This window comes from Priestia sp. YIM B13490 (assembly GCF_042787735.1).
Taxonomy (GTDB): Bacteria; Bacillota; Bacilli; order Bacillales; family Bacillaceae_H; genus Priestia; species Priestia megaterium.
Map to the genome: position 1 here is coordinate 239615 of NZ_JBHZOT010000002.1, position 23232 is coordinate 262846.

Below are 23232 nucleotides of genomic sequence, written 5' to 3' on the forward strand. Positions count from 1 at the left end.
ACTGTTAATTTGTAAAACCATGCTGCTGCAATAAATCCTTCATGTTACCTGAACGATTCGAGGCGCCAGGAGTTGACTTATTTGTCATCATCTGATGCATATATTTAGCTAACATATCGCATTCAATATTCACCTTGTCTCCTCGCTGTTTGTCTCCAACGACTGTGTGAAGCACCGTATGAGGAATAAGAGAAATAGTAAATGATTGGTTGCTGACATCAAAAATAGTAAGACTTGTTCCGTCTACGGAAACAGATCCTTTTAACATCATAAATTCACGAAGTTCAGGATCGACTTGAATTTCATAATAAAAAGCATTTCCTTTACGTGTTTTGCTTACAATAGTTCCAATTCCATCAACGTGTCCGCTAACGAAATGCCCTCCAAACCGGCCATTTGAAGCCATCGCCCGCTCTAAGTTAACACGTGATCCAACGGTTAGAAGCTGAAGGGTACTTGCTTTAATCGTCTCCGGCATGACGTCGACCGTAAATTCATTTTGAGAGTAAGCCGTTACGGTTAAACAAACGCCGTTAACTGAAATGCTGTCTCCTAAGTTCACATCTTCTAACACGGTCTTCGCATCAATCGTAAGAACAATTGCTTCTGTAGCCTTTTGAATACGTTTTATTTTTCCAATTTCTTCAATAATACCTGTGAACATTTTCTTCACCTGCTTTGGCGCTATTCCAACTTCTTATACCGTTTTGAAATAGCAGCTGCTTTTTTTTCATATTTATCTTTCCCCCAACCACTGAAAATAAAAAAGCCCCTTGAACAAATGTCCAAGGGGTCGGCTGAGCTGAATCAGTTTTATCTATGCAAAATTCCGCTAATTGTATACGAAATAAACAGTTATATTTTGTGTACAAAAACAAGGGTAGCTTTAAAAAAGGCAAGCGTGCCCCTTATTAATTCAACACAAAAAAAACAACTGTGCTTCCTGATCCTTCTCCCATCCAGACTTTTACTGTCGGCTCTAGATTTTAACTAGATCCACCGCTAACATACATCGTATGAAAACGGGTCACGGGCTTAAAAGCATACGCTTTATCACCGCCGGTTGGGACTTACACCCGACCCCGAAGGATAATATATTCGACTGCTATAGTCTTATTTGTTTTACATTATAGCAAAGTAAAATCGACTTGTCACATCATTTAACTTCGTTTTTTCACATCTATTTTTTAAAATCCAACTTTTAGCTTATTTTTTCTTTTTTAATACATAGCATCCATACAAAAGCTAGTCCAATATAGCCAAATATCGGATACAAAAACTCAAGAAGCTGGGCATATCCGAATTGCCCAATAATAAAGCAAGCCAAGATAATAAACGCAAAAGCTTGTTTGTCATTGAGGGGAAGAAATGACTGAAGCTGCTTAGCGATGCCAAATACATTTCCAATCAATGTAGTAAAAATCTCGCCCAACACAACTACCGTAAATAAAACATTCACCCACGCTGAGATATTTTTAACAACGGCACTCATCGGAATATCAAGTTGAAATGAATAAGGCAAATTGGAAAGGGCAAGATGAGTAGAAACAAGCATAAACGTAAGTACACATCCTCCTATTAAGGCCCCTTTTGTAATCACGCTCCTATCTTTCACCGAGCTTCCTAATGGGACCAAAACGGCCTGAGCCAAAGCTAGATTCAGGGAAATATATAAAAAGGGACTAACCGCCCACTTCCACTGCGTGACGAGCGTTAAATCCGGCTTCGTTTGAATCAGTGAGAAATAGCTGATATTCGGCATAAAGATGATAAAAGCAAATGAAAGCATCATCGGTACAACAAGAGAATTAACCATTAAAATACCGTTAATTCCTTTTGCGATAAATATATAAGTTAAAACAATTGTAAAAATCATTCCAACAGGAGGCCACAGCCCAAACTGTTCTTTTCCTATTGCTCCCGTACTCGCTAGCATGACTGAAGTTACTCCAAATAAAATGACAATCATTACACCGTTTACCACTTTTCCAAGCACATCACCAAATAAATATGTATTAAGCTGCTGATAAGAAGAAGCCCCAATTGCGTGCGAAAGCAGCATCATTTTTGAACCTAGCCAAATAAAAAACAAGCCGCTGACCAAAATTCCGACCATTCCAAGTTCCCCGTACTGTGTAAAAAATTGAACGATTTCCTTGCCTGTTGCAAAACCGGCTCCTACAACGGTGCCTACATACGTAGCAGCAACCTGCAGCGTGAGTTTCCACCTTTTCATGCCCATCACCCTTCTACCCTTCATAGTTCACTATATGTAGAAACGATAAAAAAAAGACGAGCCTTTTTACATGTAAATCTACGCATATCCCAGTGCTTGTGCCTTTTGGTTTATTTTTTTCATTTTCTTTTTGTATTTCTCACAAAAAACTCCTTAACCCCTAACATAACAGTCATTTTCAAACAAAATATACGGATATTTCCCCTTTAGCTTTTAAATTTTCCTCAATATTTGCTGGAAATTCACAATTTACTGTTGTATAATTTCTAAAAATCAGATAAATTATTAAATAAGTATTCTTTCTATTTAAAAAAATATGTTTCAATTATATACAATTGATTCTTATCATGAGAGGTGGAGGGACTGGCCCTTTGAAACCTCAGCAACCAGTCGTTAGAGACATGGTGCTAAATCCAGCAAGCAATTTATTGCTTGGAAGATAAGAAGGCGAAAAAAGTCTTCTTCTTAAGAAGACTTTTTCTATTTTATCGGCATATTGCATAAAACGAATCACTCGTGAAATAGAAGCGAAACAATTTAAGGAGGTTTTGACATGGGGTTACTTGAAGATTTAAAGTCTAAAATTTTAATTGGGGATGGTGCCACTGGTACCCTCCTTTACTCACACGGTATTGACAGCTGTTTTGAAGAACTAAACATCACCAAACCAGAAGAGGTTTCTCGTATTCACAGAGCCTATGTAGAAGCTGGTGCAAACGTTATTCAAACAAATACGTACGCTGCTAATTATCAAAAACTTGCCCGTTATGGATTAGAAGATTCAGTCAAAGACATCAATGTTGCTGGTGTAAAATTAGCAAAACAAGCTGCAAAAGATCAGGCTTACGTGGTTGGTACACTCGGCGGAATTCGTTCTTTCCAAAAAAACGCTATTAGTTTAGAAGAGGTTAAGCGAAGCATTCGTGAACAGATGTTTTGGCTTTTAAATGAAGGCGTGGATGGCCTTTTGTTTGAAACATACTATGATTTCGAAGAATTAAAAACCGTTCTTACACTGGCAAGAAAAGAAACGGATAAGCCTATTATTACTCACGTTTCCCTGCATGATATTGGCGTACTGCAAGATGGCCGCCCTTTAGCAGATGCATTAAAAGAATTAGAGGCGCTGGGAGCAGATGTTGTCGGGCTAAACTGCCGTTTAGGTCCTTATCATATGATTCAGTCTCTTGAAGAAGTACCGCTTCCTGATCGTGCTTTCTTATCTGCTTACCCTAATGCCAGCCTTCCGGCGTATGTGGAAGGAAAGCTGGAATATGAAACAAATGAAGACTACTTTGTAGAAAGCGCGCGTTTATTCCGCGAACAAGGGGTTCGCTTAATTGGAGGATGCTGCGGTACAACACCAGCTCACGTACGCGCAATGTCATCTGCCTTAAAAGAGCTGCCTCCGATTACAAGCAAAGTTGTTAAAATGAGACCTGCCGTTACGGTTCAAGAGCGTGAGCAGCAGGATAAACCTCATATGCATGAAATTGTGAAGAAGCGCCGCTCGGTTATCGTCGAGCTAGATCCGCCTAAACAGCTTGGTCCGACGAAATTTTTAGAAGGCGCAAAAGCACTTGATAAAGTCGGCGTAGATGCTATTACATTAGCTGATAATTCTCTTGCCTCACCTCGCATCAGCAACTTGGCAATGGCAACACTGATGCAGCAAGAAACAAAAGCACGACCGCTTATTCATATTACCTGTCGCGACCGAAATTTAATTGGACTTCAATCTCATTTAATGGGACTTCATACGCTAGGAATGAATCAAGTACTTGCAATTACGGGTGATCCGTCAAAAGTTGGCGATTTCCCTGGCGCCACTTCGGTCTACGATTTATCTTCATTTGACTTGATTAGTTTAATCGCTCAGTTTAATGAAGGACTATCTTATTCCGGCAAACCACTTGGTCAAAAAACCAATTTTTCCATTGCAGCTGCCTTTAACCCAAACGTGCGTCACTTAGACCGAGCCGTTCAGCGTTTGGAAAAGAAAATCGACTGCGGGGCTCACTATTTCATTACTCAGCCTCTCTATTCAACTAAGCAAATTGAAGAGGTATATGAAGCAACCAAACATTTAACAACACCGGTATATATCGGTATCATGCCGTTAACAAGCGCAAGAAATGCTCGATTTATTCACCATGAAGTACCTGGAATTAAATTATCAGAAGATATTCTAGAACGCATGGATGCAACGGGAAATGACCGAATCCGCGGTGAAGTCGAAGGTCTTGCGATTGCAAAAAGCTTAATTGATACAGCATATGAGTTATTTGACGGTATTTACTTAATTACGCCGTTTATGCGCTATGAAATGACCGAAATTCTAACACGCTATATTCATGACAAGCAACTTGTTACATCAGAAAGGAAGATATAAATGAGCTCACTTATCGAACAACAACTAAAGAAGCGAATACTCATCATCGATGGAGCAATGGGAACGATGATTCAAGATGCTGATTTAACCGCTGAAGATTTTGGCGGCGAAGAATATGAAGGCTGCAACGAATATTTGACTCGAACAGCGCCTCATGTGATTCAGCGCATTCATGAAGAGTACTTTGCAGCAGGTGCTGACATCATTGAAACCAATACGTTTGGCTCAACATCTACCGTACTTGATGAATACGATTTAGGTCACTTGGCGTATGAATTGAATATCGAAGCTGTGAAGCTTGCTTGTGCAGCCCGCGATAAATATTCAACTCCCGAATGGCCTAGGTTCGTAGCTGGAGCTATCGGTCCTACCACTAAAACTCTCTCTGTTACCGGAGGTATTACATTCCCTGAGTTAGTAGAATCGTATGAAGAGCAAGCTCGAGGTTTGTTAGACGGCGGCGTTGACTTGCTTTTAGTCGAAACCTGTCAAGATATGCTGAACGTAAAAGCCGCATTTTTAGGTATTACAGCGGCGTTTGAAAAACTAAAAACCGAAGTTCCTATTATGATTTCAGGAACAATTGAGCCGATGGGAACAACTCTCGCTGGTCAAGATATCGAATCTTTTTACTTATCACTGGAACACATGAAGCCTCTTTCAGTCGGACTTAACTGCGCGACAGGCCCTGAATTTATGACGGATCATATTCGCTCTCTTTCAGACCTAGCCACTTCAGCAGTTAGCTGTTATCCAAACGCTGGACTTCCGGATGAAGAAGGCAATTATCATGAATCCCCTGAGCTGCTTGCTCAAAAAATTAAAGGGTTTGCTGATAAAGGCTGGCTGAACTTTGTAGGCGGATGCTGCGGTACAACGCCTGCTCATATTAAAGCACTGGCGGAAGCGGTAAAAGAGGTTGCGCCCCGTTCGCTTGATCGCTCCGAGCATAACCATGCTGTAACCGGTATTGAACCGCTTGTATATGACGATTCTATGCGCCCTCTTTTTGTGGGAGAACGTACGAATGTAATCGGTTCTCGCAAGTTCAAGCGTCTGATTGCGGAAGGAAAAATTGAAGAAGCATCTGAAATTGCGCGTGCTCAAGTTAAAAATGGTGCTCACGTTATTGATATTTGCTTGGCAGATCCGGACCGTGAAGAAATGGAAGACATGGAGGAATTTATTCAAGAAGTTGTAAAAAAAGTGAAGGTTCCTCTTGTAATCGATTCAACGGACGAGAAAGTTATTGAAAAAGCTTTAACGTACTCGCAAGGTAAGGTCATTATTAACTCCATTAACTTAGAAGATGGTGAAGAGCGTTTTGATGCAATCTTACCGCTAGCAAAAAAATTCGGTGCAGCTCTGGTTGTCGGTACAATCGATGAAACAGGCATGGCCGTTACTGCAGAACGAAAAGTAGAGATTGCTAAACGCTCACATGATTTGCTTGTTGAAAAACATGGCTTTAATCCAAAAGATATTATTTTTGACCCTCTTGTGTTTCCTGTAGGGACTGGTGATGAACAATACATTGGTTCTGCTGAAGAAACAGTTAAGGGGATTAAAATGATTAAAGAAGCCCTGCCTGATTGCCTGACCATTCTCGGCGTAAGTAACGTGTCATTCGGTCTTCCTCCAGTCGGACGTGAAGTACTAAATGCGGTTTACCTTTATCACTGTACGCAGGCTGGACTCGATTATGCCATTGTTAATACCGAAAAGTTAGAGCGCTATGCTTCTATTCCAGAAGCTGAAATTGAGCTTGCTAATGCGTTATTATTTAACACAACTGATGAAACGTTAAGCACGTTTACCGACTTTTATCGTGATAAAAAGAAAGAAGCAAAAGTAGAAATTTCTACGTTAACACTCGAAGAACGATTGGCAATGTATATTGTCGAAGGTACAAAAGAAGGATTGCTTCCTGATTTAGAACAGGCTTTAGCTCAATATGATGATCCGTTAGATATTATTAACGGACCGCTTATGAAGGGGATGGCGGAAGTTGGACGTTTGTTTAATGACAACCAGCTGATTGTAGCAGAAGTGCTTCAAAGTGCGGAAGTGATGAAAGCATCCGTTGCCTTTTTAGAACCTCATATGGAAGCAACTGAAAATGATTCTGGAAAAGGCAAAGTTATTCTTGCAACGGTTAAAGGCGACGTGCATGATATCGGTAAAAACTTAGTAGACATCATTTTAAGCAACAATGGTTTTAAAGTAATAGATTTAGGAATTAAAGTAACGCCCCAGCAGCTGATTGAAGCAGTAAAAGAAGAAAAGCCAGACATCATTGGCCTGTCAGGTCTTCTAGTAAAGTCAGCTCAGCAAATGGTTTTGACTGCCCAAGATTTAACACAATCAAGCATTGATGTTCCAATTATGGTAGGAGGCGCTGCCCTTTCCCGTAAATTTACTGACTTTAAAATTGCCCCGGAATATGATGGTGCGGTCCTCTACGCCAAAGATGCGATGGACGGATTAGCGTTAGCAAACAAGCTGCAGAACAAAGAAGAAGTTATTCAGCTTTTAGCAGATTTAAAAACGCGGCAAGAAAAGAAAGTAACGGTTCGAGAACGCCAGCCTCAAACCGCTCAAGCAGCTACGGCTGTTTTAGAAAGATCCGCCATTTCAACGGACTCTCCTGTTTTTGTACCTGCTGATTTAAAGCGCCACGTTGTTAAACACTACGATTTGGCACAGGTTCTTCCGTATATTAACTGGCAGATGCTTTTAGGCCATCACTTAGGACTAAAAGGAAAAGTGAATAAGCTGCTTGCTGAAAAAGATGAGCGTGCTGTTCAATTAAAAGAAACCGTTGATGACCTGCTCGAACTGGCACTAAAAGAAAACTTAATTAAGCCAGCGGTTATTTATCAGTTCTTCCCTGCTCAAGCAGACGGAAATGATTTAATTATTTATGATCCTGCTGATGAAAAAACAGAAATTGAACGCTTTACCTTCCCTCGACAAGCAAAAGGACAGTTCTTGTGCTTATCTGATTTTGCAAAGCCTAAAGAAAAAGAGATGGACTATGTATGTTTCTTCTCTGTAACAGCAGGAACAGGCATTCGCGAACGCGCGGCGAAATTCAAAGAAAACGGCGAGTTTTTAAAGAGTCACGTGTTCCAAGCTCTTGCGCTTGAACTAGCTGAAGGATTAGCAGAACGTGTTCATCAGCAAATTCGTGACCGCTGGGGATTCCCCGATTCGCCTGACTTTACAATGGCGGAGCGTTTTTCAGCCAAATACCAAGGTCAGCGTTTTTCATTCGGATATCCTGCATGTCCAGACCTTGAGGACCAAGCAAAACTGTTTAAATTACTTAAACCTGAAGACATCGGCATTCAGTTAACAGACGGTTTCATGATGGAACCAGAAGCTTCTGTTACAGCCCTTGTTTTTGCACATCCTGAAGCGAAATATTTTAACGTATTGTAAAATATGGCCGCGGTCTTTTAGACCGCGGCTGTTTTTTTACAGTGAACAAACCTGAAAAAAAGGCTGCGACAAATGGATTTTAGCTGAAGAAAGATCCGAACCGTAAATCCAGATTCTTAATTGAGAATCAACTGCGTTCGGATTTTTTTCATTGTGATCGTGAACTGGATTTCATGTAGCTGTTTCTAGCTGTTGGCTGAAGGGCAAGGCGAAGACTCCTGCGAAAAAAATTGATGCAGTTATGTCTTAATCTCTTTGAATTCACCGCCGGTCTGAGCTTTTTTTATGAGTTTCTTGGGAAACACTGATAGAATAAGGAATGTAATAAATTTGTAACGCTCTTGTCACAGCAAATTTTTCAGGGAAAGGAATTTTCAAGCAATGATTAAATTATTTGTAAGCGACTTAGATGGCACTCTTTTACACGAAGAAAAATACGTAGAACAGCATAATGCAGACGCACTTAGTGAACTTCAGCGCCAAGGAGTAGAGGTTTGTCTTGCGTCTGGACGAATGGATACGGAAATTTTAAAGATTTCTACTGATATTAATAATACATTTCATCGCATTAGCCAAAACGGAGGATTTGTGTGGACCAAAGAAAATCAAGAACTTCATGGAAAAGTGTTTGAAGATGATTTAGCGGTTCAACTTTATAAAAAAACGATAGATCCTAACCGTATTACGCTTGTCTGTTCAAACGACACGAATTACGTAGAGCAGCGAAATGAAATTATTGAAGCGATTGAAACTCACATGTTTTTCCCTATCGAAGAACAAATGGAAATGACGGATTCATTTGGTCACGCTCTTTCTCCATCTAAAATCACGGTTCTTGGAGATCATGATGAAATGGTAGCTCTGCAAAAAGAAGTGAACGAAGAGTTTGGTGATTATATTGATACATATATTTCTGCCAAGCAGTGTTTGGATATTATGCCTAAACATATCAGCAAAGGAAATGCCATTGAAATTTTATTAAATCATCTTCAGCTAAAACCAGAGGAAATTGCATGTGTGGGGGATTCATTTAATGATATTCCTATGTTTCAATTAACGCCGAACAGTTTCGCTATGGCTACAGCTCCTGAAGCTGTGCAGCGCCACGCCTCTGCTGTTGTGTCATCTGTTAGTGAAGCAGCGGGTATTGTTTTAGAAAAAAATAAGCAAACCATCTAAAAAAAGCGGTCAACGTTTAAATTGACCGCTTTTATCTATTTAATAAGAAAACGGTAGTTATTTTTTCCGTAAAGAACGAAAAAATTCACCTAAGCTTTTTTGCTTTCCATCTGCATGCTCTCCGTGATTAACCAAGCTGCTGATTCTTTCTCGTCGAACAACAACCATAATAAGAGTGGCAAAAAAGATAATGGAAACGGCAATGACAACCAGTGCAAGAACGGATGCTACAATAGCTTCAGAAGTCGTTAGTGACGATAGCATCTGCCTCGTACACCTCCATTTCGTTTGTGGCGAAAAGGAGCCTAGCAATTAGAAATGCAAATAATCTTTTTTCTCAGCTTGATGCATGTTATTATACACCATTTTCATTTTAGAAGCTGTAGCTTTTAAAGACGTAGACGAATCCACATCTTCGGCTAACATAATGTTTACTAAGTCAACCACAGAACGAGACAACAACTCTACATTATTTTGCAACTCTAATTCGTCATAAGTCGTACGGTCTTGAAGACGAAGTCGAATAATTTCATTTGCTAGCTCCCTAACACGCACTAATTGTTGATGTTCTCCCATAGTATCTCCGCCGCAAGAAACTTATAATCAGCCCTTTTATTGGCTTTTATAAGAGCTAGAAATCCCTGCAGCTTACCCCTCCTTATAAAGATCCCTAGCACACCTTTATGTAAATCACACTTTCACCTTGTTTACATGTATATTCGCTATAGCTGGTTCTTTTTCCTTTTGAAATTAGCAGTCATCGTCAACGACCTTCTTCGTTTATCGTTCAGATTTCAAATTTTTAAGGATGTGATATACGAAAATTAAAACGCCAATAGCCGTAAGTGTTGCGCCTGCTGCCACTACGGGTGTAAAAGCTTGGTTTTCTAGTACGATCATGAAAAATAAACCAATCATCATGACCGGTAATCCTATATTATGCAACCATACGTGCAGTTTGGCTAATTTACTTTCGCTAAACGCAGGAAACAAATAATAAATAAGTCCCGCTAACGTAAGCGACGTCCATCCTAATAAATTGATGTGCACGTGAACAGGAGTCAAAGCGTAGCTGTGAACAATTGACATATAATACCCCAATATGATGCCAAGTCCAAAATAAACGGCTGATATTTTAATTAATTTAATTCCCATCATTTTCTCCCCCTTATATCCCCCTCCGACTTCTGTACTACTTTACGCAGGAAACGTCATTTTAGAAGCGGAAGTTAGCCAAAGGACACGAAATACGGAGTATGATATCTAAAAAGTGGATTCTTTACCGCAAACACAAAAAACAGCTGAGCAAAAGTACTCAGCTGTCTATTTTAAGCAATATAATGCAGCACAAAATTCAAGAAAAACAACAGCGCGCTTACATACATAAACATCGATACTTCACGCATTTTACCAAGGAATAATTTAAGCAGTGGATACGCAATGAACCCAAATGCAATTCCATCAGCAATGCTGTACGTAAGAGGAATAAGCGCAATAATTAAAAATGCAGGGAAACCTTCTGTTAAGTCCTGTAAATTGATGTTTTTGATATTTTGAATCATCAATGCTCCAATAACAATAAGAATAGGTGCAATAGCACTATCTGGAACCAGCTTGATAAATGGAATAAACAGAAGTGAACTTAAAAATAAAACTCCTGTAATCAGCGATGTTAAACCCGTTCGCCCTCCAGCTGCAATACCAGATGCTCCTTCTACAGAAGACACCGTTGGACTTGTTCCAAACACGCCGCTTAGCAAAGCTGAGGCGGCTGTTGCTTGAAAGGCCCGCGGAAATTTGCTATCTTGATTCATCATACCTAGCTGACCATGCAGCAAACCGATATTTTCAAAAATCAATACCATTGTTAATGAAAAGACAGCTGCCCAAAACGCAACGTCTCCAATAGCTCCAAAAGACAATGTGCCAAAGCTGCTAAAGAAGTCGTTTACGCTCCCAGCGGACTGTCCTTTTTCTGCACCGCTTCTTACACCAAGTAAGAAGGCAAGGACTGATCCAGCAATCATGCTTAACAAAAAGTTACCTTTCACATTTCGGATAAACAGTACGATTGTGATAATTAACGTCAACAGCGTACTGATCACAAACGGATCTGACAAGTCTCCAAGTGCTACAAAAGTGTTTTCGCTTGGAACTACAAGCTTCCCTTTTTGCAAACCAATAAATGTTAAAAATAAGCCAACACCGACTGTTATCGCTTCTTTTAGCGAATGCGGAATCGAAGAGACAATTTTGGCAGACAGTCGTGAGAAAGCTAATGCTATAAAAAGAAAGCCGGATATCACTACTGCTAATAACCCTTCTTGCCAAGATAACCCCATTGATTGAACCATCGTATACGTAAACAATGCATTAATCCCCATACCTGGCACCAAAATAAGAGGCGCGTTTGCCCAAAAAGCCATAATAACACAGCCTACAAAAGCCGAAGCTACTGTTGCGAATATTCCTGCTTCAAGCGGAATACCAGCATCAGACAAAATGGTTGAATTAACAGCAATAATATACACGATGGAAAGAAATGAAATGACCCCAGCTAAACTTTCTTTTCCAACAGTTGTTTGGTGGTCGTTTAAACGAAACAACTTTTCAAATAATGCGTTCAATCTAATTTCCTTCTTTTCATCTATCCCTCGCCCACCCAGTGACCAAAAATGCCACCGAAGTTATTATAGCAAAATCAACAATTGTTGCAAGGAAAACTTGTCTCCTTTAGCTTAAGCGTTCATTCCTTATTTAAAACTGTTATCATTTTCTAAACGTAACGTCTTGCATTCATTCTATATATATCTTGGACTGGACATAATAAAAGAGCGCTTTATCAGCGCTCATTGTTTTAATAATAATAAGGATAATATGGTGGGTACGGCGGATAATATGGTGCTGGATAACCGTAATAACCTGGACCTCCTAATGCACTTCCAAGAACTAATCCTCCAAGAAATGGAGCTCCAAAGCCCCAACCCCAAGGGCGACCAAAGCCAAAGCCGAACCCCGGACGGCCAAAGCCAAAACCAGGACGACCGAAACCAAAACCTGGGCGACCGAAACCGAATCCTGGACGACCAAAGCCTCCAAAACCACCGAATGGTCTTCTTATGTCATTAATATCAAATTCTTGCATGATACATGCCTCCTCAAATTATATTTCATTCTCTTTATTACATATGTTATTCACCTACTTCTTGCATAGGCAATCGCCTCTTTTTTTGTGATTTCTTAAAAAATATTCCTTTTCTACCACCTCGTTAGGATTAAACAAGCGTAGAGACATATATTTTTTAAGGCTTTGAAACATACTACATGTAACTTATGTAAAATAAGAGAGATGAAACGAGGAATGGACCTTTACGATTTTCAGCACCTGCTGCAATGAGGAATAAACATAATATGAACGCATAAAAAGAACGCTCAACAAAAATGTTGACCGTTCTTCTTATGAAAATACATAACGATTTTTTATTAATTTATCTGACCCTTTGCTTGACCGTATATGCCCTAAAGCTATATAATCCCCTTTTTATACAATGCGCTTTGAACATAAAATCATAGGAGCGTCTCCCCAAACGCTGCTATGTATGTATATCTGTAATCGCTTACAAACCTTTAATAAAAAACCGATATGATTTTCTATCTATTTACATTAAACAATATTTTAGGCTAAATTTCAACACATTTTTTGTTTTTCTTTATACTCAGCAAAAAAACAGGTGATATAGCACAGTGATTTTCCTTTTTTCCTGTCCCTTTTACTTATAGCCATAATCGTTTATAGTTTATAACGAAAGGAAGTGACGCAATGTCTGATCAACTAGAAGAATACTTAGAACGAGGAATGTACGGAGCAAAGGAAACAAAAAGAGACGAAAGAAGATATTTCTTAACTGCTCTACGTGAGAATATTGAACTTGCGCTAAAAAAAGGGCAAGTCATGAAAAAGGATGCAGCAAAAATAAAGCCTCTTTTAAAAAAAGTGAAAGACGGTCATTTGTTTTTAAATGGCTCCTTGTCTTATTCATACCTCTCCCCCTATATTCAAGCGGCTAACCAACATAAAGTGCCTTTTACTATCGTTCAGAACTTAGAAGCTGATACCGATATTGGTCTGGTTTTAACAGGTTCTGAAGGCAGTTTGGAACGAGATATTTTTTTAGACTAAAAAAAAAGAGCCAGAACGGCTCTTTTTTATTTGGCAAATACATGATGATCAATTGTTTTAATTACAGCACGTGAACGAATCCAGTTATCGGTAGCTGTTTTTGGATTATAAAAGTAAATGGAATCGTCTAAACGATCTTTTCTAGTCAATGCTTGCTCTACTGCTTTTTTCGAATCTTCTGAAGCAGGTTTGTTAATTGATCCGTTTTGGACCGGTGAAAAAGCGTATGCTTTTCCGACAACTTGTTTAATAACTCCTGTTACCGTATCTGGAAACTTCGGAGAATCTACACGGTTTAACACCACTGTTGCTACCCCTACTTTTCCTTCATATGATTCGCCTTTTGCTTCAGCTTCTACTAAGCGAGCTAATAAATCTTTTTCACTTGCTGAAATCGAAACTGCAGGTGTTTCCTGCTCCGCGGGTTTTGCTTCTGGTTTTGCTTCTGGCTTAGCTGGGGCTGCCGTTGAAGGTTCCGTTGTTTCAGCAGCCAGCACTTTTGTCTTACTCGGAATCGCTAATGTTTCACCAATATAAATCATATCTCCTTGACGATTGTTTAATTTTTTAATATCGTCAATTGTTACACTATATCTTTTACCTAACTTCCAAAGACTATCGCCTTTGACTACTTTATAATTAGTTGCAGCCGTAGCTGTTGCATTAAAACCTATAAATGAAAGAGTAGCTAAACAAGCTACTACCATTGATTTCATATAACTATGTTTCATAGGTAATACCTCCTGAAATTTCGTATGGTATTACTCTATCATAGCAATATAGGGGTTTCACCGAACGATTCAATTACATTTCTTTAAGTTTGATGAACAAAATTACGTTCGGAACACAATTATGACATTGTACCTTGTTTTTTGTCATAATCACGGTAATTTTTCTAAAATACAGGTATATTTTCCCGGTTTATTTCAGTTTAATCAGAAATTTCTTCATTCATTTTTCCCTTATAATTCTTATGATAAACATTTAAATTCATCTAATTTTACACAAAAAAGCTGAATGTTGTAATCAACATTCAGCTCTTTTTAATCTTCGATCTCAATTTCTACAACATCATAGAAATCAATCACTAGCTTAGCACCCGTATCATCCATAAACGTAAAGACGTCTTGATCATCTGATAAATGTATCACGTATCCGGTCAACTGCTGTTCACTGTTGTCGTAAACAGTAGTAATTAGAATTTTTTTATGATCTACATATGCTTCTTCTAATAACGAATGGAGGTCATAGTCCCCGTCATCTTCGGGCCGGTTCGTTAACAGCATCCCATAAGTCGTCATTCCATTTTTATCTTTCCATATATGATCTGCAAAATAAAAAGGTGCTGTACTTTTTCGAAACTCATCCATAATATCCCTCCTATAACTAAACACGTTTATTCGCTCTTACCGTACGTTACTAAATAAACGCACAAGCACTTGTAACAGTATATTCTCTACTGTACAGGCTCATACATCCATTATATAAGGCATAATCAAATAATGCCATCATTTCGTTTAGCTCCTAGGAATTTCTAGATACGTATAGGTGAAATCTCCACCGCGTCCAGCTATTCCACGAAAATGTTTGAAATCAGGGCGATTTACTAAAAAAGGGCGAAAAGCAAGAAAGTCTTCTTTTTTAACTTTAATTTCGGTTACTTTTCCTTCACTTAACTCATTCAACATGTTTATTGCTGTTTGTTCATCCATTCAGTTTCACCTCGCTTTTAACTGTTCAGCCAATTTTGCAGAGATGCAAATTGAGCTTTTGCTTCTTTATATCCTTGGTTGTAAAGAGCGTCGAGACGCTCACGATTCTTCTCAATTCGCCCTACTACAAGAGGGGTTTGCGGACGAATCACAAAGATATTCCCCTGTCTTTCCTGTTCTTCAATATATGACAATGTTTCATTATACAATTTATAGCGGTTCTCAAGCGCACGAGTCAGCCCATCATAATGACGATATTTGCGCTTCAATAACCAAAGCATATTTGATTTCTTTTTTCGATATCCTTCGTTTCGCGTTAGCACAACAATATTTTTTCTATATCCATCCTGCACTGCTTTTTTGATTGGAATCGGATCACTGATTCCTCCGTCTAACAGCTCTTTTCCTTTATATGTAACGACAGGTGCTAAAAATGGAAGGGAACTAGAAGCGCGAACCGCTGTCAAAATGTCCCGGTCATATTCATCAAAATAAACGGGTTCTCCCGTCAAGCAGTCCGTTGCTCCTACTACAAGCTTCTCTGTACGCTCAGCAAATGCCTCAAAGTCAAATGGAAGAAGCTGATTAGGAATTTCATCAAAAACGAAATCCATTCCAAATATCTCTTTTGTTTTAAAATAATTTTTCCACGACAAGTAGCGAGGATCCTCTAAAAAATCTAAATTAGCTTTGCGACTTCTTCCTATTTGTCTAGATAAATAAGAAGTGGCATGACAAGCGCCGGCTGAAACGCCAATTACATACGGAAGGTACAGATTTCTTTCCATAAAGTAATCTAAAACTCCAGTTGTATAAAGGCCTCTCATACCGCCTCCTTCGAGCACGAGTCCAGTATCTTTCAATTTCTACACCTTCTAATTCTTATAATTTATGACAAGATTATACCTCGTTTATTATAACGAAAGATGAACAAAGATGGAACTGTCCTGCTTCTCTCTTTCGTTAAAGCTACCAATTCCTTTTATTTCTCAGCACATTTTACTTATTTTTTCAATTTTATTTTATATTTTTTCAAAAAACCCTTTACTAATTCCCAGTTTTAAGGCAAAATTGTAAAAAAAGAAAGCGCTAACTAGTTTTATTATTTTTAAAATTTAAATTATTTAAAAATTTATAATGAACTAATTTAAAACAAAGGAGCGATGAATCATGAAAATAGCAGAGGTAGGAAACTTGATAGAATTTAAAAATGGCTTACAGGGCATTGTCGAAAAAGTAAATGAAAACTCCGTGATTGTAGATTTGACTTACATGACAAACTACCGCGATTTAGACTTAGAGCAGCGAACTGTTGTCAACCACAAAAACTACATCATCATTAATCCAGCTATGTAAAGGAAAAAAGCAGCCGCACAGCAAAAGCGGTTGCTTTTTTATTGATTTTGAAAGAATTGATTCTTTTGTTCTTCTGTAATAATCCCTAGCTTATACATGAGGTAAATATACTGTTGCACCTTAACATCCTTCGAACTTTTTTTCACTGTACTCCCTCTTTTCTAAAATGTTTCTTTATACAATAATATATGGCTGAGATAAAAAAAGTTTCCTTAAAGAAACAAAAACAGGCCCCATTTTTTCTTGAAAGGGGCTTATTTTCGTGTGACAATAAGAACAAGCTACTACTATCTTCTTACCGAAAGGAATTACTAGCATGTTTGATACTGTATTGTTTATCGTTGCTCTTATTGTCATTCTTTTTTTCATCGTGCAGTTCGTTTTTAAACGCAAACAAACTTCAAATAAAAAAACATCCGTTGAACCCATGAATTATGCCGAAGAAGATTCTAACTCCTACACAAGCTGGAGTGAAACTGCTTCTAACCACGATCATGATGGCGATGGAGATAGCGGTGGAGATGGAGATGCGGATGGTGACGGAAAATAGAAAAAAAGCCTCTTCTTAAGAAGAGGCTTTTCTTTATTTTGATAATACTCGCTTGCCGTTGGTAAACGAATAATAGCATTCACCTGTATAAATGTCTTGGCTTTCATGTACATGAACCCCACATTTATCTTCAAGAGCAGCTTTCATCATCGATTTGGCTACGTTATACGCTTTAATTGGACGATACTTTCTCCACTTTCCTACAAGGCAAAATGAACACGACTTTAACGTGTATCCCCCAATCTTTTCAAATAGGCGAAACTCTTGGCGCTTGCCTAATAATAACGATGGGCGGAAAAAGTGAGTAGAACGGATATACAAACTTGCGATATCTTCTTCTACTTGCCCCTTTACTTTACTGTAAAAGAATGGCGAACGAAGATCAGCACCAATTGCTGTAATCGTTAAAAAGTTTTTGCAGCGATATTTTTCTGCACATTTAGCCGCTTTTAAAGGAAATTCGTAGTCCACTTTAATGAATTTCGCTTTTGTTTTTGCTTTTTTCATTGTCGTGCCTAAACAGCAATATACATCATCAACTGCAAAGCATTCTTCGTGCTTATCAAGCTCTGAAAAATCAATTTCAAGCTGACGTAGCTTTGTGTGTTCGATTGGTAGCTTTTTTCGAACAAACACTGTCACATGGTTATATAAGCTGTTGCTTAATAACATTTTTAAAAGTTCTTGACCAACAAGTCCGCTTGCACCTAATACTAATGCTGATCTCTGTGACATTCTTTCACCTTCTCACCTGTTGTTTTTGCAATGGAAAACAGGTTGCATACACAACCTGTTTGTTCGAATTAACGATTATCAATTGTTTCTGGGTATAAATCATGATTCATCAGGCGATAATTAGCCATTTCTTCATACTTCGTACCGGGACGGCCATAGTTTGTATATGGATCAATTGAGATTCCGCCGCGTGGTGTGAATTTTCCCCATACTTCAATATATCTTGGATTCATCAGTTTAATTAAGTCATTCATAATAATGTTCATACAGTCTTCATGGAAATCTCCATGGTTACGGAAGCTGAATAAATAAAGCTTTAACGACTTGCTTTCTACCATTTTTTCATCTGGAATGTAACTAATATAAATGGTTGCGAAATCCGGCTGACCTGTTTTTGGACATAAGCTCGTAAATTCCGGACAGTTGAATTTCACAAAATAATCACGATTTGGGTGTTTGTTATCAAATGCTTCTAGAATCTCTGGTGCATATTCAAACAAATAGTTTGTTCCTTGATTTCCAAGGAGTGATACACCTTCTAATTCTTCATCTTTTCGACCGCTCATTTGCATTTCCTCTCTTTCTACGATTGTCATTCTAACAGCGTTTTTTTATTTTGTATATATCTGTTTTTATTTTTCTTTGTAAATTTTTTGCTATGCGCTTACACGCCTCGTTTATTTCCCCAAACAAGGGCGTGAACCTGCGGCAGAACTCTTACATCGTTCATGTTTTTTGCTGCCACTGCCTTATCGATTAACCACTCATACTTTTTAAGCAATTCTTGTGTTAACGACGCATTATCGATTGTCGTTAAGTCCTCGTTTCCTACTTGAACAAAAAATGGAACCTCAGGATAACGTTCATGAACAGACGCTGCATACTCAAAGTCCTCATCATTAAATACAACGACTTTTATGCTTATGTGCGCCAGGCGTTTTTCCTTTATTAATGTCTCTATAATATCGTCTAATACGGGGAAATTTGTTTTCATTAATGAACTTGGAGGCTTAGGAGAAATCGTTAAATCATCGATCTTTAGGAACCAATCCTGATAACGGCTCCCCTGTGTTTCAAGAGCTGCTTTTACCCCTTGACTGTGCAAAAGCTCTACAAGTGAACCAATCGCCTTGATAAGCGCAGGGTTTCCTCCAGAAATGGTGACGTGATCAAAGCACTCTCCTCCAATTTCTTTTAGCTCCGTCCAAATTTGTTCTGCTGTTAGCTGACGAATATCGTTTTTAGCCGATCCATCCCATGTAAAAGCTGAATCACACCAGCTGCAGGAATAATCACAGCCCGCGGTACGAACAAACATCGTCTTACGTCCTACAACCATTCCTTCCCCTTGAATCGTTGGTCCGAATATTTCAAGTACTGGAATTGTATTAGCCACGTTTTTTCACCTTCTTTGGGCGGTAAACTACGTAACTTGTCGGCGTTTCCCGCACGAATACTTGTACGCAAGAAGGCTTATTTGGTAGTGTGTCTAGATATTCTTGAACCAACTCATAAATTTTACGGGCAACAACTTCAGTTGTAGGAAAATCATTTGGATTTTCTTCGTTAAAGATAGAATGATCGTTCAATAATGTATGATCAAATTGACCAGAAACAATTTTTTTCAATAGCGCAAAGTTTACTAAAAAGCCCGCTTCGTCTAATGTATCTCCGGCAACAGTTAGATTTACGAAATACGTATGTCCATGGACTTGACGGCATTTTCCTGCTTCTGTGTGAGGAACAAAATGTGCCGCAGCAAACTGCATATCTTTGTTCAGTTCGTATTCATAGTCATGAAATACTTGAGGATACATTTGTTGCAACATTATTTCTCTCCTCCTTCTTTCGTTTGCATGTATTGATCTAACCCGCGTTTTCGCAATTGACATGCGGGGCATTCGCCGCACCCGTCAGCAACAATACCGTTGTAGCACGTTAATGTTTTTTCACGCACATATTCAAGCGCTCCTAGCTCATCCGCTAACGCCCACGTTTCTGCTTTATCAATCCACATAAGCGGCGTATGAATCACAAACTCGAAGTCCATTGATAAATTAAGCGTGACGTTTAACGATTTCACAAATACGTCTCGACAGTCTGGATATCCTGAAAAATCAGTTTCACAAACGCCTGTTACGATATGACGGCCTCCGCTGTTTTTAGCCAGTACGGCTGCAAATGATAAAAATAACAGATTGCGGCCGTCAACAAACGTTGTAGGCAACTCTCCTTCTTTTTGCTCGATCTCAATATCATCTCGCGTTAAGGCATTTGGTGCTAATTGATTTAAAAGTGACATATCTAGTACGGTGTGCTTCACACCTAAATCAGCTGCGATAGCCTTTGCTACCTCTATCTCTTGACTATGGCGCTGACCGTATTGAAAAGTAACCGTTTCTACTTCTTTAAAGTTTTTCAAAGCCCAAAATAGACATGTTGTACTATCTTGACCTCCGCTAAATACAACAATAGCTTTTTCATTTTTCATCATTATTGTTCGTCTCCTTTTTGATTGAAATCAAAAGAAGAAGAAACTTTATTGAACCGTTCGTTCCCTTTGTGACTAATTTTATAACACAAAAAAGAGACTGCTCTTTTCCAGCAATCTCCCTAAAAAGCAACTAAGATACACGTCCTCGCCAGCATACACGTCAAAAAGACGCGTTGATAGAAAAGCACGTGAAAGAAGACACGTTAAAACCGTGTCTTTTGTCATCAACGATGATCTTAGTTTTTTATAGAGGGAGTTTTCGAACCTCTCCCGTACGTATCCAAACGTGTACGGCGTTTCTTCTTGAATTGTCATCGTATTATACCACATGCGTATAGATAATGCTATGTTTGTTGACTTCTATCGCCTTTAGCTGCCTTATTTTTCTTTATATAAGAAAGCGCAATAAATAACAACGGAAAACAGACGCTTAATACAAATAAATAAAACGGCCAGTAATATTTTTCAAAATAATTGAAGTACGCTGTGTTGGGAATAATGTAATATGCCACGCCTGTAATAATTAGACCTAAAGGAAAGCTTAAAAAATTGCGCACCCGTAAATTACACAATTGGACGATACTTAACTGAATAGCATAGAACACAATGACAACTTTAAAAAAGATAGATAACATCCAAATAATAGCTACTAATACTTCAACATGCTGAATCGTTGCACCTAACGAAATCATTTTTCCTAATAAATAAACTGGGTAGCTGTGCATCGATGCAATATTCGCGCCAAGAGCTAATATACAAGCCGCAACTGCAATCGTAATCGTCAAGCCCGATGCGACAGTGCCGATAACAAACATTCTTTTTACCTTTTTTCCATCTTTTATATGAGGCGTAATCATCAGAATAAAAACCAATTCCATAAACGGGTTTCCTAAAAAATAAGTGGTCCCTAATACTAAATCACCCATGCTGAATTCAAAAAAAGGATAAAGACGATCAATTTTCATCTGAGGAATATTTAAAACAATTAACAATAAAAAGGGGACCACAATCCAAGGCAAAAAGATTTCCGCGGTTCTTGCTACCACTTCAATACCTAGATACCCTCCGTATATAACAGCTAAAAGAACAAGAGCATGAATCCATGTAGGCAGCGTTTCAGGGACAATTTGAGTCGTCATGAATGTACTGATATCTCGAAGCGAAAACGTAGACTGAATGAACATAAAGAAAATGTAAATAAGAGAAATACACGTTCCTGCATAAGGACCTAGCGCCTTTTTAGCTATTTGAATGAATGTTTGCTGAGGGTAACGCTGAATCAGCCATAAAAGCACCGCAACGATTAAAAGTGCAAAGCCAATAGCAAGCACACCGCAAAACCACGCATTTTGTCTATTTGTCTCTAATAATGTAGCCGGAACTGCCAAGATGGCGCTTCCGATACAAAAAACATAAATGAGAAAAAGAAATTGTTTTGGACTAATAAATTCTTTTATTTGCATCATACACACCTTCTCTCCTACATGCGTGCTCACGTGAATAACAAATGATGAACGGTTCTAGTAAGAGGCTTAACGAGTGCCTCTAAAAAGTACAGAGGCGTAGGAACTTCTTTACGGAGTGTAATCGCTCCCCAAAAGAATAGACCCAAACCTATAAGACAAAGGTAGACGATTATCTCACGATAATACTTTTCCTTTCGGAAGTTGATCATTATTTTTTTAGTCAAATAAGCAAGCAGTACAAGTAAGGCGATAAATCCCTCCATTTTCTTTCTCCTTAATGCTTCATTTGCTTCATATATGAGTTATTTAACGTGCCTAAGCGACGGATTTGAACTTTTGCATCTAAATCGACGGTTAAATCCTCTGCGTAAATTCTGTTCCAGTCTCTTTTCATTTTGTACCATCTCTTTACATCTTGTCTGTAAAACGCTTCGCCAAAACCAAAGATATCGCTTTTATAGGTTTTTTGAGCTTTTTCTACTGCATCATTCATCTTTTCTTTTACGTCGGCTGCTGTTTTTCGTTCGAGCATATTGATTACAGCTGGGTCCTGTAAATTCACTTGACACTCTACATCAGCTACGTTCGCTTCTCCTTTTAAATCAACGTGAATATGAGGTTTATGATTTTTCATAGTAGCTGTCACCTTGACATTCGTTCGAAGCATTTCGACTCCGATGATATCATGCTGTTTTTCTTTTTTTTCGCATGGAATAACAATTAACGTACTTTTTACATGTCCGGTAATATAGTTATATCCTTTACTTTCGTCTTCATTGAACCAGCCGAGAAGCTTATCATTTTGAAAGACACCTAATCCTTTGAAATTGAGCAGGGTGGAAAGATTGGTGCGAGAAATACTAGACATGTCTCCTGCCTTTTTCACGTCGCCTTTCACTAACACTCCTGATAACACCGCCTGCTTTCCTTCACTGGTTAAGTTACTGATCAGTTCATTTAACTTCACTCCTCTAGTAGGTGCCCAAATACGCTGTGACACGTCTAATGAAGCAAACATATGATTAGCAGGTATTTTTTCGATGGTTGTTAATACATTCAAAACGCTCGATGCTTTCGTGTTTTTAGCCACAACAACAAAATAATCGGTACGCACTTCATGATCCCGAGCAAAGAAATCAAGCACTTCAGCAATACCGTCTTCCGCCATGCTTTCGCTAATAACTAGCATTCGTAAATGAGAAAGATAAATTTTACGCGGAGATTTTGTCGTTATTTTTCTTAATCCTTCCATTACAGACGAAGCCTTAATAGAAAATGTGGTAACAGAAGGCCCGTTTGTAGGCGTTTTCGCCTGAATATCACCCGGATTAATTAGCTGAACTGTCACAATAATGCCATCTTCTACTTTATCAATTCCGACAGCAACCGTAATGGCTAGCTCGTTCAACTCTCGACTGCTCCAGCAGCCGCTTAATAGCACTGAACAGATACATAACATTAGAAATGCTTTCATAGTCAACGGCCACC

Annotated in this window: 25 protein-coding genes and 3 riboswitches; of the genes, 6 read left to right on the forward strand and 19 right to left on the reverse strand. The window is 38.6% G+C overall.

What is annotated here, in order from left to right:
• Nucleotides 1–4: 4 nt before the first annotated feature.
• Nucleotides 5–664 carry a riboflavin synthase gene (ribE, locus tag ACFX4R_RS06665; RefSeq protein ID WP_377569170.1) on the reverse strand — a complete coding sequence of 220 codons (660 nt, stop codon included), beginning with the start codon at nucleotides 662–664 and terminating at the stop codon, nucleotides 5–7.
• A 279-nt stretch (nucleotides 665–943) separates the two neighbouring features.
• Nucleotides 944–1094, reverse strand: a riboswitch (FMN riboswitch).
• A gap of 107 nt (nucleotides 1095–1201) precedes the next feature.
• On the reverse strand, nucleotides 1202–2236 hold the full coding sequence (locus ACFX4R_RS06670; RefSeq protein ID WP_237074669.1) for a YkvI family membrane protein: 1035 nt from the start codon (nucleotides 2234–2236) through the stop codon (nucleotides 1202–1204).
• A gap of 339 nt (nucleotides 2237–2575) precedes the next feature.
• Nucleotides 2576–2682, forward strand: a riboswitch (SAM riboswitch).
• A gap of 107 nt (nucleotides 2683–2789) precedes the next feature.
• Here ACFX4R_RS06670 and ACFX4R_RS06675 point away from each other — a divergent pair.
• The 3 genes from ACFX4R_RS06675 (at nucleotide 2790) to ACFX4R_RS06685 (ending at nucleotide 9251) form a co-directional block, all read left to right on the forward strand.
• On the forward strand, nucleotides 2790–4628 hold the full coding sequence (locus ACFX4R_RS06675) for a bifunctional homocysteine S-methyltransferase/methylenetetrahydrofolate reductase (protein ID WP_377569172.1): 1839 nt from the start codon (nucleotides 2790–2792) through the stop codon (nucleotides 4626–4628).
• Nucleotides 4629–8072, forward strand: coding sequence for a methionine synthase (gene metH, locus ACFX4R_RS06680; RefSeq protein WP_377569174.1), 3444 nt, complete (start codon nucleotides 4629–4631; stop codon nucleotides 8070–8072).
• A gap of 381 nt (nucleotides 8073–8453) precedes the next feature.
• Nucleotides 8454–9251 (forward strand): HAD family hydrolase, encoded by a 798-nt coding sequence (locus ACFX4R_RS06685; RefSeq protein ID WP_322551874.1) that lies wholly within the window; start codon nucleotides 8454–8456, stop codon nucleotides 9249–9251.
• 57 nt (nucleotides 9252–9308) lie between these two features.
• Here ACFX4R_RS06685 and ACFX4R_RS06690 read toward each other — a convergent pair whose 3' ends face one another.
• The 5 genes from ACFX4R_RS06690 to ACFX4R_RS06710 form a co-directional block, all read right to left on the reverse strand.
• Nucleotides 9309–9515, reverse strand: a complete 207-nt coding sequence (locus ACFX4R_RS06690; protein WP_013055999.1) for a hypothetical protein — start codon at nucleotides 9513–9515, stop codon at nucleotides 9309–9311.
• A gap of 48 nt (nucleotides 9516–9563) precedes the next feature.
• The gene (locus ACFX4R_RS06695) at nucleotides 9564–9827 is read right to left on the reverse strand and encodes a hypothetical protein (protein WP_013055998.1); all 264 of its coding nucleotides are present in this window, start codon (nucleotides 9825–9827) and stop codon (nucleotides 9564–9566) included.
• A 204-nt stretch (nucleotides 9828–10031) separates the two neighbouring features.
• A complete protein-coding gene (locus tag ACFX4R_RS06700; RefSeq protein WP_043979607.1) occupies nucleotides 10032–10406 on the reverse strand; it encodes a cbb3-type cytochrome c oxidase subunit I in 375 nt (124 codons plus the stop codon).
• 173 nt (nucleotides 10407–10579) lie between these two features.
• A complete protein-coding gene (locus tag ACFX4R_RS06705) occupies nucleotides 10580–11878 on the reverse strand; it encodes an NCS2 family permease (protein WP_013055996.1) in 1299 nt (432 codons plus the stop codon).
• A 230-nt stretch (nucleotides 11879–12108) separates the two neighbouring features.
• Nucleotides 12109–12396, reverse strand: coding sequence for a hypothetical protein (locus ACFX4R_RS06710; protein ID WP_013055995.1), 288 nt, complete (start codon nucleotides 12394–12396; stop codon nucleotides 12109–12111).
• Between the two features lie 675 nt (nucleotides 12397–13071).
• Here ACFX4R_RS06710 and ACFX4R_RS06715 point away from each other — a divergent pair.
• Nucleotides 13072–13431 (forward strand): YueI family protein, encoded by a 360-nt coding sequence (locus ACFX4R_RS06715; protein ID WP_013082250.1) that lies wholly within the window; start codon nucleotides 13072–13074, stop codon nucleotides 13429–13431.
• Between the two features lie 26 nt (nucleotides 13432–13457).
• Here ACFX4R_RS06715 and ACFX4R_RS06720 read toward each other — a convergent pair whose 3' ends face one another.
• From ACFX4R_RS06720 to ACFX4R_RS06735, 4 genes are all read right to left on the reverse strand, one after another.
• Nucleotides 13458–14162 (reverse strand): cell wall hydrolase, encoded by a 705-nt coding sequence (locus ACFX4R_RS06720; protein ID WP_043979612.1) that lies wholly within the window; start codon nucleotides 14160–14162, stop codon nucleotides 13458–13460.
• 312 nt (nucleotides 14163–14474) lie between these two features.
• Nucleotides 14475–14801 (reverse strand): hypothetical protein, encoded by a 327-nt coding sequence (locus ACFX4R_RS06725; RefSeq protein ID WP_013082248.1) that lies wholly within the window; start codon nucleotides 14799–14801, stop codon nucleotides 14475–14477.
• 147 nt (nucleotides 14802–14948) lie between these two features.
• Nucleotides 14949–15143: a hypothetical protein gene (locus ACFX4R_RS06730; RefSeq protein WP_013055990.1), complete on the reverse strand. Its 195-nt coding sequence runs from the start codon at nucleotides 15141–15143 to the stop codon at nucleotides 14949–14951.
• Between the two features lie 17 nt (nucleotides 15144–15160).
• Nucleotides 15161–16006, reverse strand: a complete 846-nt coding sequence (locus ACFX4R_RS06735; RefSeq protein WP_043979615.1) for a patatin-like phospholipase family protein — start codon at nucleotides 16004–16006, stop codon at nucleotides 15161–15163.
• Nucleotides 16007–16313: 307 nt separating this feature from the next.
• Here ACFX4R_RS06735 and ACFX4R_RS06740 point away from each other — a divergent pair, with 307 nt between their 5' ends.
• Both ACFX4R_RS06740 and ACFX4R_RS06745 read left to right on the forward strand, forming a co-directional pair.
• Nucleotides 16314–16499 (forward strand): YkvS family protein, encoded by a 186-nt coding sequence (locus tag ACFX4R_RS06740; RefSeq protein ID WP_013082245.1) that lies wholly within the window; start codon nucleotides 16314–16316, stop codon nucleotides 16497–16499.
• 316 nt (nucleotides 16500–16815) lie between these two features.
• A complete protein-coding gene (locus tag ACFX4R_RS06745; protein WP_162213846.1) occupies nucleotides 16816–17049 on the forward strand; it encodes a hypothetical protein in 234 nt (77 codons plus the stop codon).
• A 33-nt stretch (nucleotides 17050–17082) separates the two neighbouring features.
• On the opposite strand, the gene ACFX4R_RS06750 is transcribed toward ACFX4R_RS06745, so the two are convergent.
• From ACFX4R_RS06750 to ACFX4R_RS06785, 8 genes are all read right to left on the reverse strand, one after another.
• A complete protein-coding gene (locus ACFX4R_RS06750; protein WP_013055986.1) occupies nucleotides 17083–17784 on the reverse strand; it encodes an NAD(P)H-binding protein in 702 nt (233 codons plus the stop codon).
• Between the two features lie 68 nt (nucleotides 17785–17852).
• Nucleotides 17853–18350, reverse strand: coding sequence for a preQ(1) synthase (gene queF, locus ACFX4R_RS06755; RefSeq protein WP_013082243.1), 498 nt, complete (start codon nucleotides 18348–18350; stop codon nucleotides 17853–17855).
• 98 nt (nucleotides 18351–18448) lie between these two features.
• On the reverse strand, nucleotides 18449–19180 hold the full coding sequence (gene queE / locus ACFX4R_RS06760; RefSeq protein ID WP_080781617.1) for a 7-carboxy-7-deazaguanine synthase QueE: 732 nt from the start codon (nucleotides 19178–19180) through the stop codon (nucleotides 18449–18451).
• Nucleotides 19173–19613, reverse strand: coding sequence for a 6-carboxytetrahydropterin synthase QueD (gene queD / locus ACFX4R_RS06765; RefSeq protein ID WP_013055983.1), 441 nt, complete (start codon nucleotides 19611–19613; stop codon nucleotides 19173–19175). Before queD ends, queE begins: the two co-directional genes overlap by 8 nt.
• Entirely contained in the window at nucleotides 19613–20278 is a 666-nt protein-coding gene (queC, locus tag ACFX4R_RS06770; protein WP_043979622.1) for a 7-cyano-7-deazaguanine synthase QueC, read from the reverse strand. Before queC ends, queD begins: the two co-directional genes overlap by 1 nt.
• 230 nt (nucleotides 20279–20508) lie before the next feature.
• A riboswitch (PreQ1 riboswitch) is annotated at nucleotides 20509–20552 on the reverse strand.
• Between the two features lie 70 nt (nucleotides 20553–20622).
• The gene (locus tag ACFX4R_RS06775; RefSeq protein WP_116515445.1) at nucleotides 20623–21744 is read right to left on the reverse strand and encodes a GerAB/ArcD/ProY family transporter; all 1122 of its coding nucleotides are present in this window, start codon (nucleotides 21742–21744) and stop codon (nucleotides 20623–20625) included.
• 26 nt (nucleotides 21745–21770) lie between these two features.
• Nucleotides 21771–22007: a hypothetical protein gene (locus ACFX4R_RS06780; RefSeq protein ID WP_043979628.1), complete on the reverse strand. Its 237-nt coding sequence runs from the start codon at nucleotides 22005–22007 to the stop codon at nucleotides 21771–21773.
• An 11-nt stretch (nucleotides 22008–22018) separates the two neighbouring features.
• On the reverse strand, nucleotides 22019–23218 hold the full coding sequence (locus ACFX4R_RS06785; protein WP_043979630.1) for a Ger(x)C family spore germination protein: 1200 nt from the start codon (nucleotides 23216–23218) through the stop codon (nucleotides 22019–22021).
• Nucleotides 23219–23232 lie beyond the last annotated feature (14 nt).

Coding starts and splice junctions, on each gene's coding strand:
- ACFX4R_RS06730 (WP_013055990.1), bottom strand. CDS start 15,143: ATGGATGAACAAACAGCAATAAACATGTTGAATGAGTTAAGTGAAGGA.
- ACFX4R_RS06675 (WP_377569172.1), top strand. CDS start 2,790: ATGGGGTTACTTGAAGATTTAAAGTCTAAAATTTTAATTGGGGATGGT.
- ACFX4R_RS06745 (WP_162213846.1), top strand. CDS start 16,816: ATGTTTGATACTGTATTGTTTATCGTTGCTCTTATTGTCATTCTTTTT.
- ACFX4R_RS06750 (WP_013055986.1), bottom strand. CDS start 17,784: ATGTCACAGAGATCAGCATTAGTATTAGGTGCAAGCGGACTTGTTGGT.
- queF (WP_013082243.1), bottom strand. CDS start 18,350: ATGAGCGGTCGAAAAGATGAAGAATTAGAAGGTGTATCACTCCTTGGA.
- ACFX4R_RS06715 (WP_013082250.1), top strand. CDS start 13,072: ATGTCTGATCAACTAGAAGAATACTTAGAACGAGGAATGTACGGAGCA.
- ACFX4R_RS06780 (WP_043979628.1), bottom strand. CDS start 22,007: ATGGAGGGATTTATCGCCTTACTTGTACTGCTTGCTTATTTGACTAAA.
- ACFX4R_RS06775 (WP_116515445.1), bottom strand. CDS start 21,744: ATGATGCAAATAAAAGAATTTATTAGTCCAAAACAATTTCTTTTTCTC.
- ACFX4R_RS06710 (WP_013055995.1), bottom strand. CDS start 12,396: ATGCAAGAATTTGATATTAATGACATAAGAAGACCATTCGGTGGTTTT.
- ACFX4R_RS06725 (WP_013082248.1), bottom strand. CDS start 14,801: ATGGATGAGTTTCGAAAAAGTACAGCACCTTTTTATTTTGCAGATCAT.
- metH (WP_377569174.1), top strand. CDS start 4,629: ATGAGCTCACTTATCGAACAACAACTAAAGAAGCGAATACTCATCATC.
- ACFX4R_RS06740 (WP_013082245.1), top strand. CDS start 16,314: ATGAAAATAGCAGAGGTAGGAAACTTGATAGAATTTAAAAATGGCTTA.
- queC (WP_043979622.1), bottom strand. CDS start 20,278: ATGATGAAAAATGAAAAAGCTATTGTTGTATTTAGCGGAGGTCAAGAT.
- ribE (WP_377569170.1), bottom strand. CDS start 664: ATGTTCACAGGTATTATTGAAGAAATTGGAAAAATAAAACGTATTCAA.
- ACFX4R_RS06700 (WP_043979607.1), bottom strand. CDS start 10,406: ATGGGAATTAAATTAATTAAAATATCAGCCGTTTATTTTGGACTTGGC.
- ACFX4R_RS06685 (WP_322551874.1), top strand. CDS start 8,454: ATGATTAAATTATTTGTAAGCGACTTAGATGGCACTCTTTTACACGAA.
- ACFX4R_RS06785 (WP_043979630.1), bottom strand. CDS start 23,218: ATGAAAGCATTTCTAATGTTATGTATCTGTTCAGTGCTATTAAGCGGC.
- ACFX4R_RS06720 (WP_043979612.1), bottom strand. CDS start 14,162: ATGAAACATAGTTATATGAAATCAATGGTAGTAGCTTGTTTAGCTACT.
- ACFX4R_RS06695 (WP_013055998.1), bottom strand. CDS start 9,827: ATGGGAGAACATCAACAATTAGTGCGTGTTAGGGAGCTAGCAAATGAA.
- ACFX4R_RS06670 (WP_237074669.1), bottom strand. CDS start 2,236: ATGAAAAGGTGGAAACTCACGCTGCAGGTTGCTGCTACGTATGTAGGC.
- ACFX4R_RS06690 (WP_013055999.1), bottom strand. CDS start 9,515: ATGCTATCGTCACTAACGACTTCTGAAGCTATTGTAGCATCCGTTCTT.
- queD (WP_013055983.1), bottom strand. CDS start 19,613: ATGTTGCAACAAATGTATCCTCAAGTATTTCATGACTATGAATACGAA.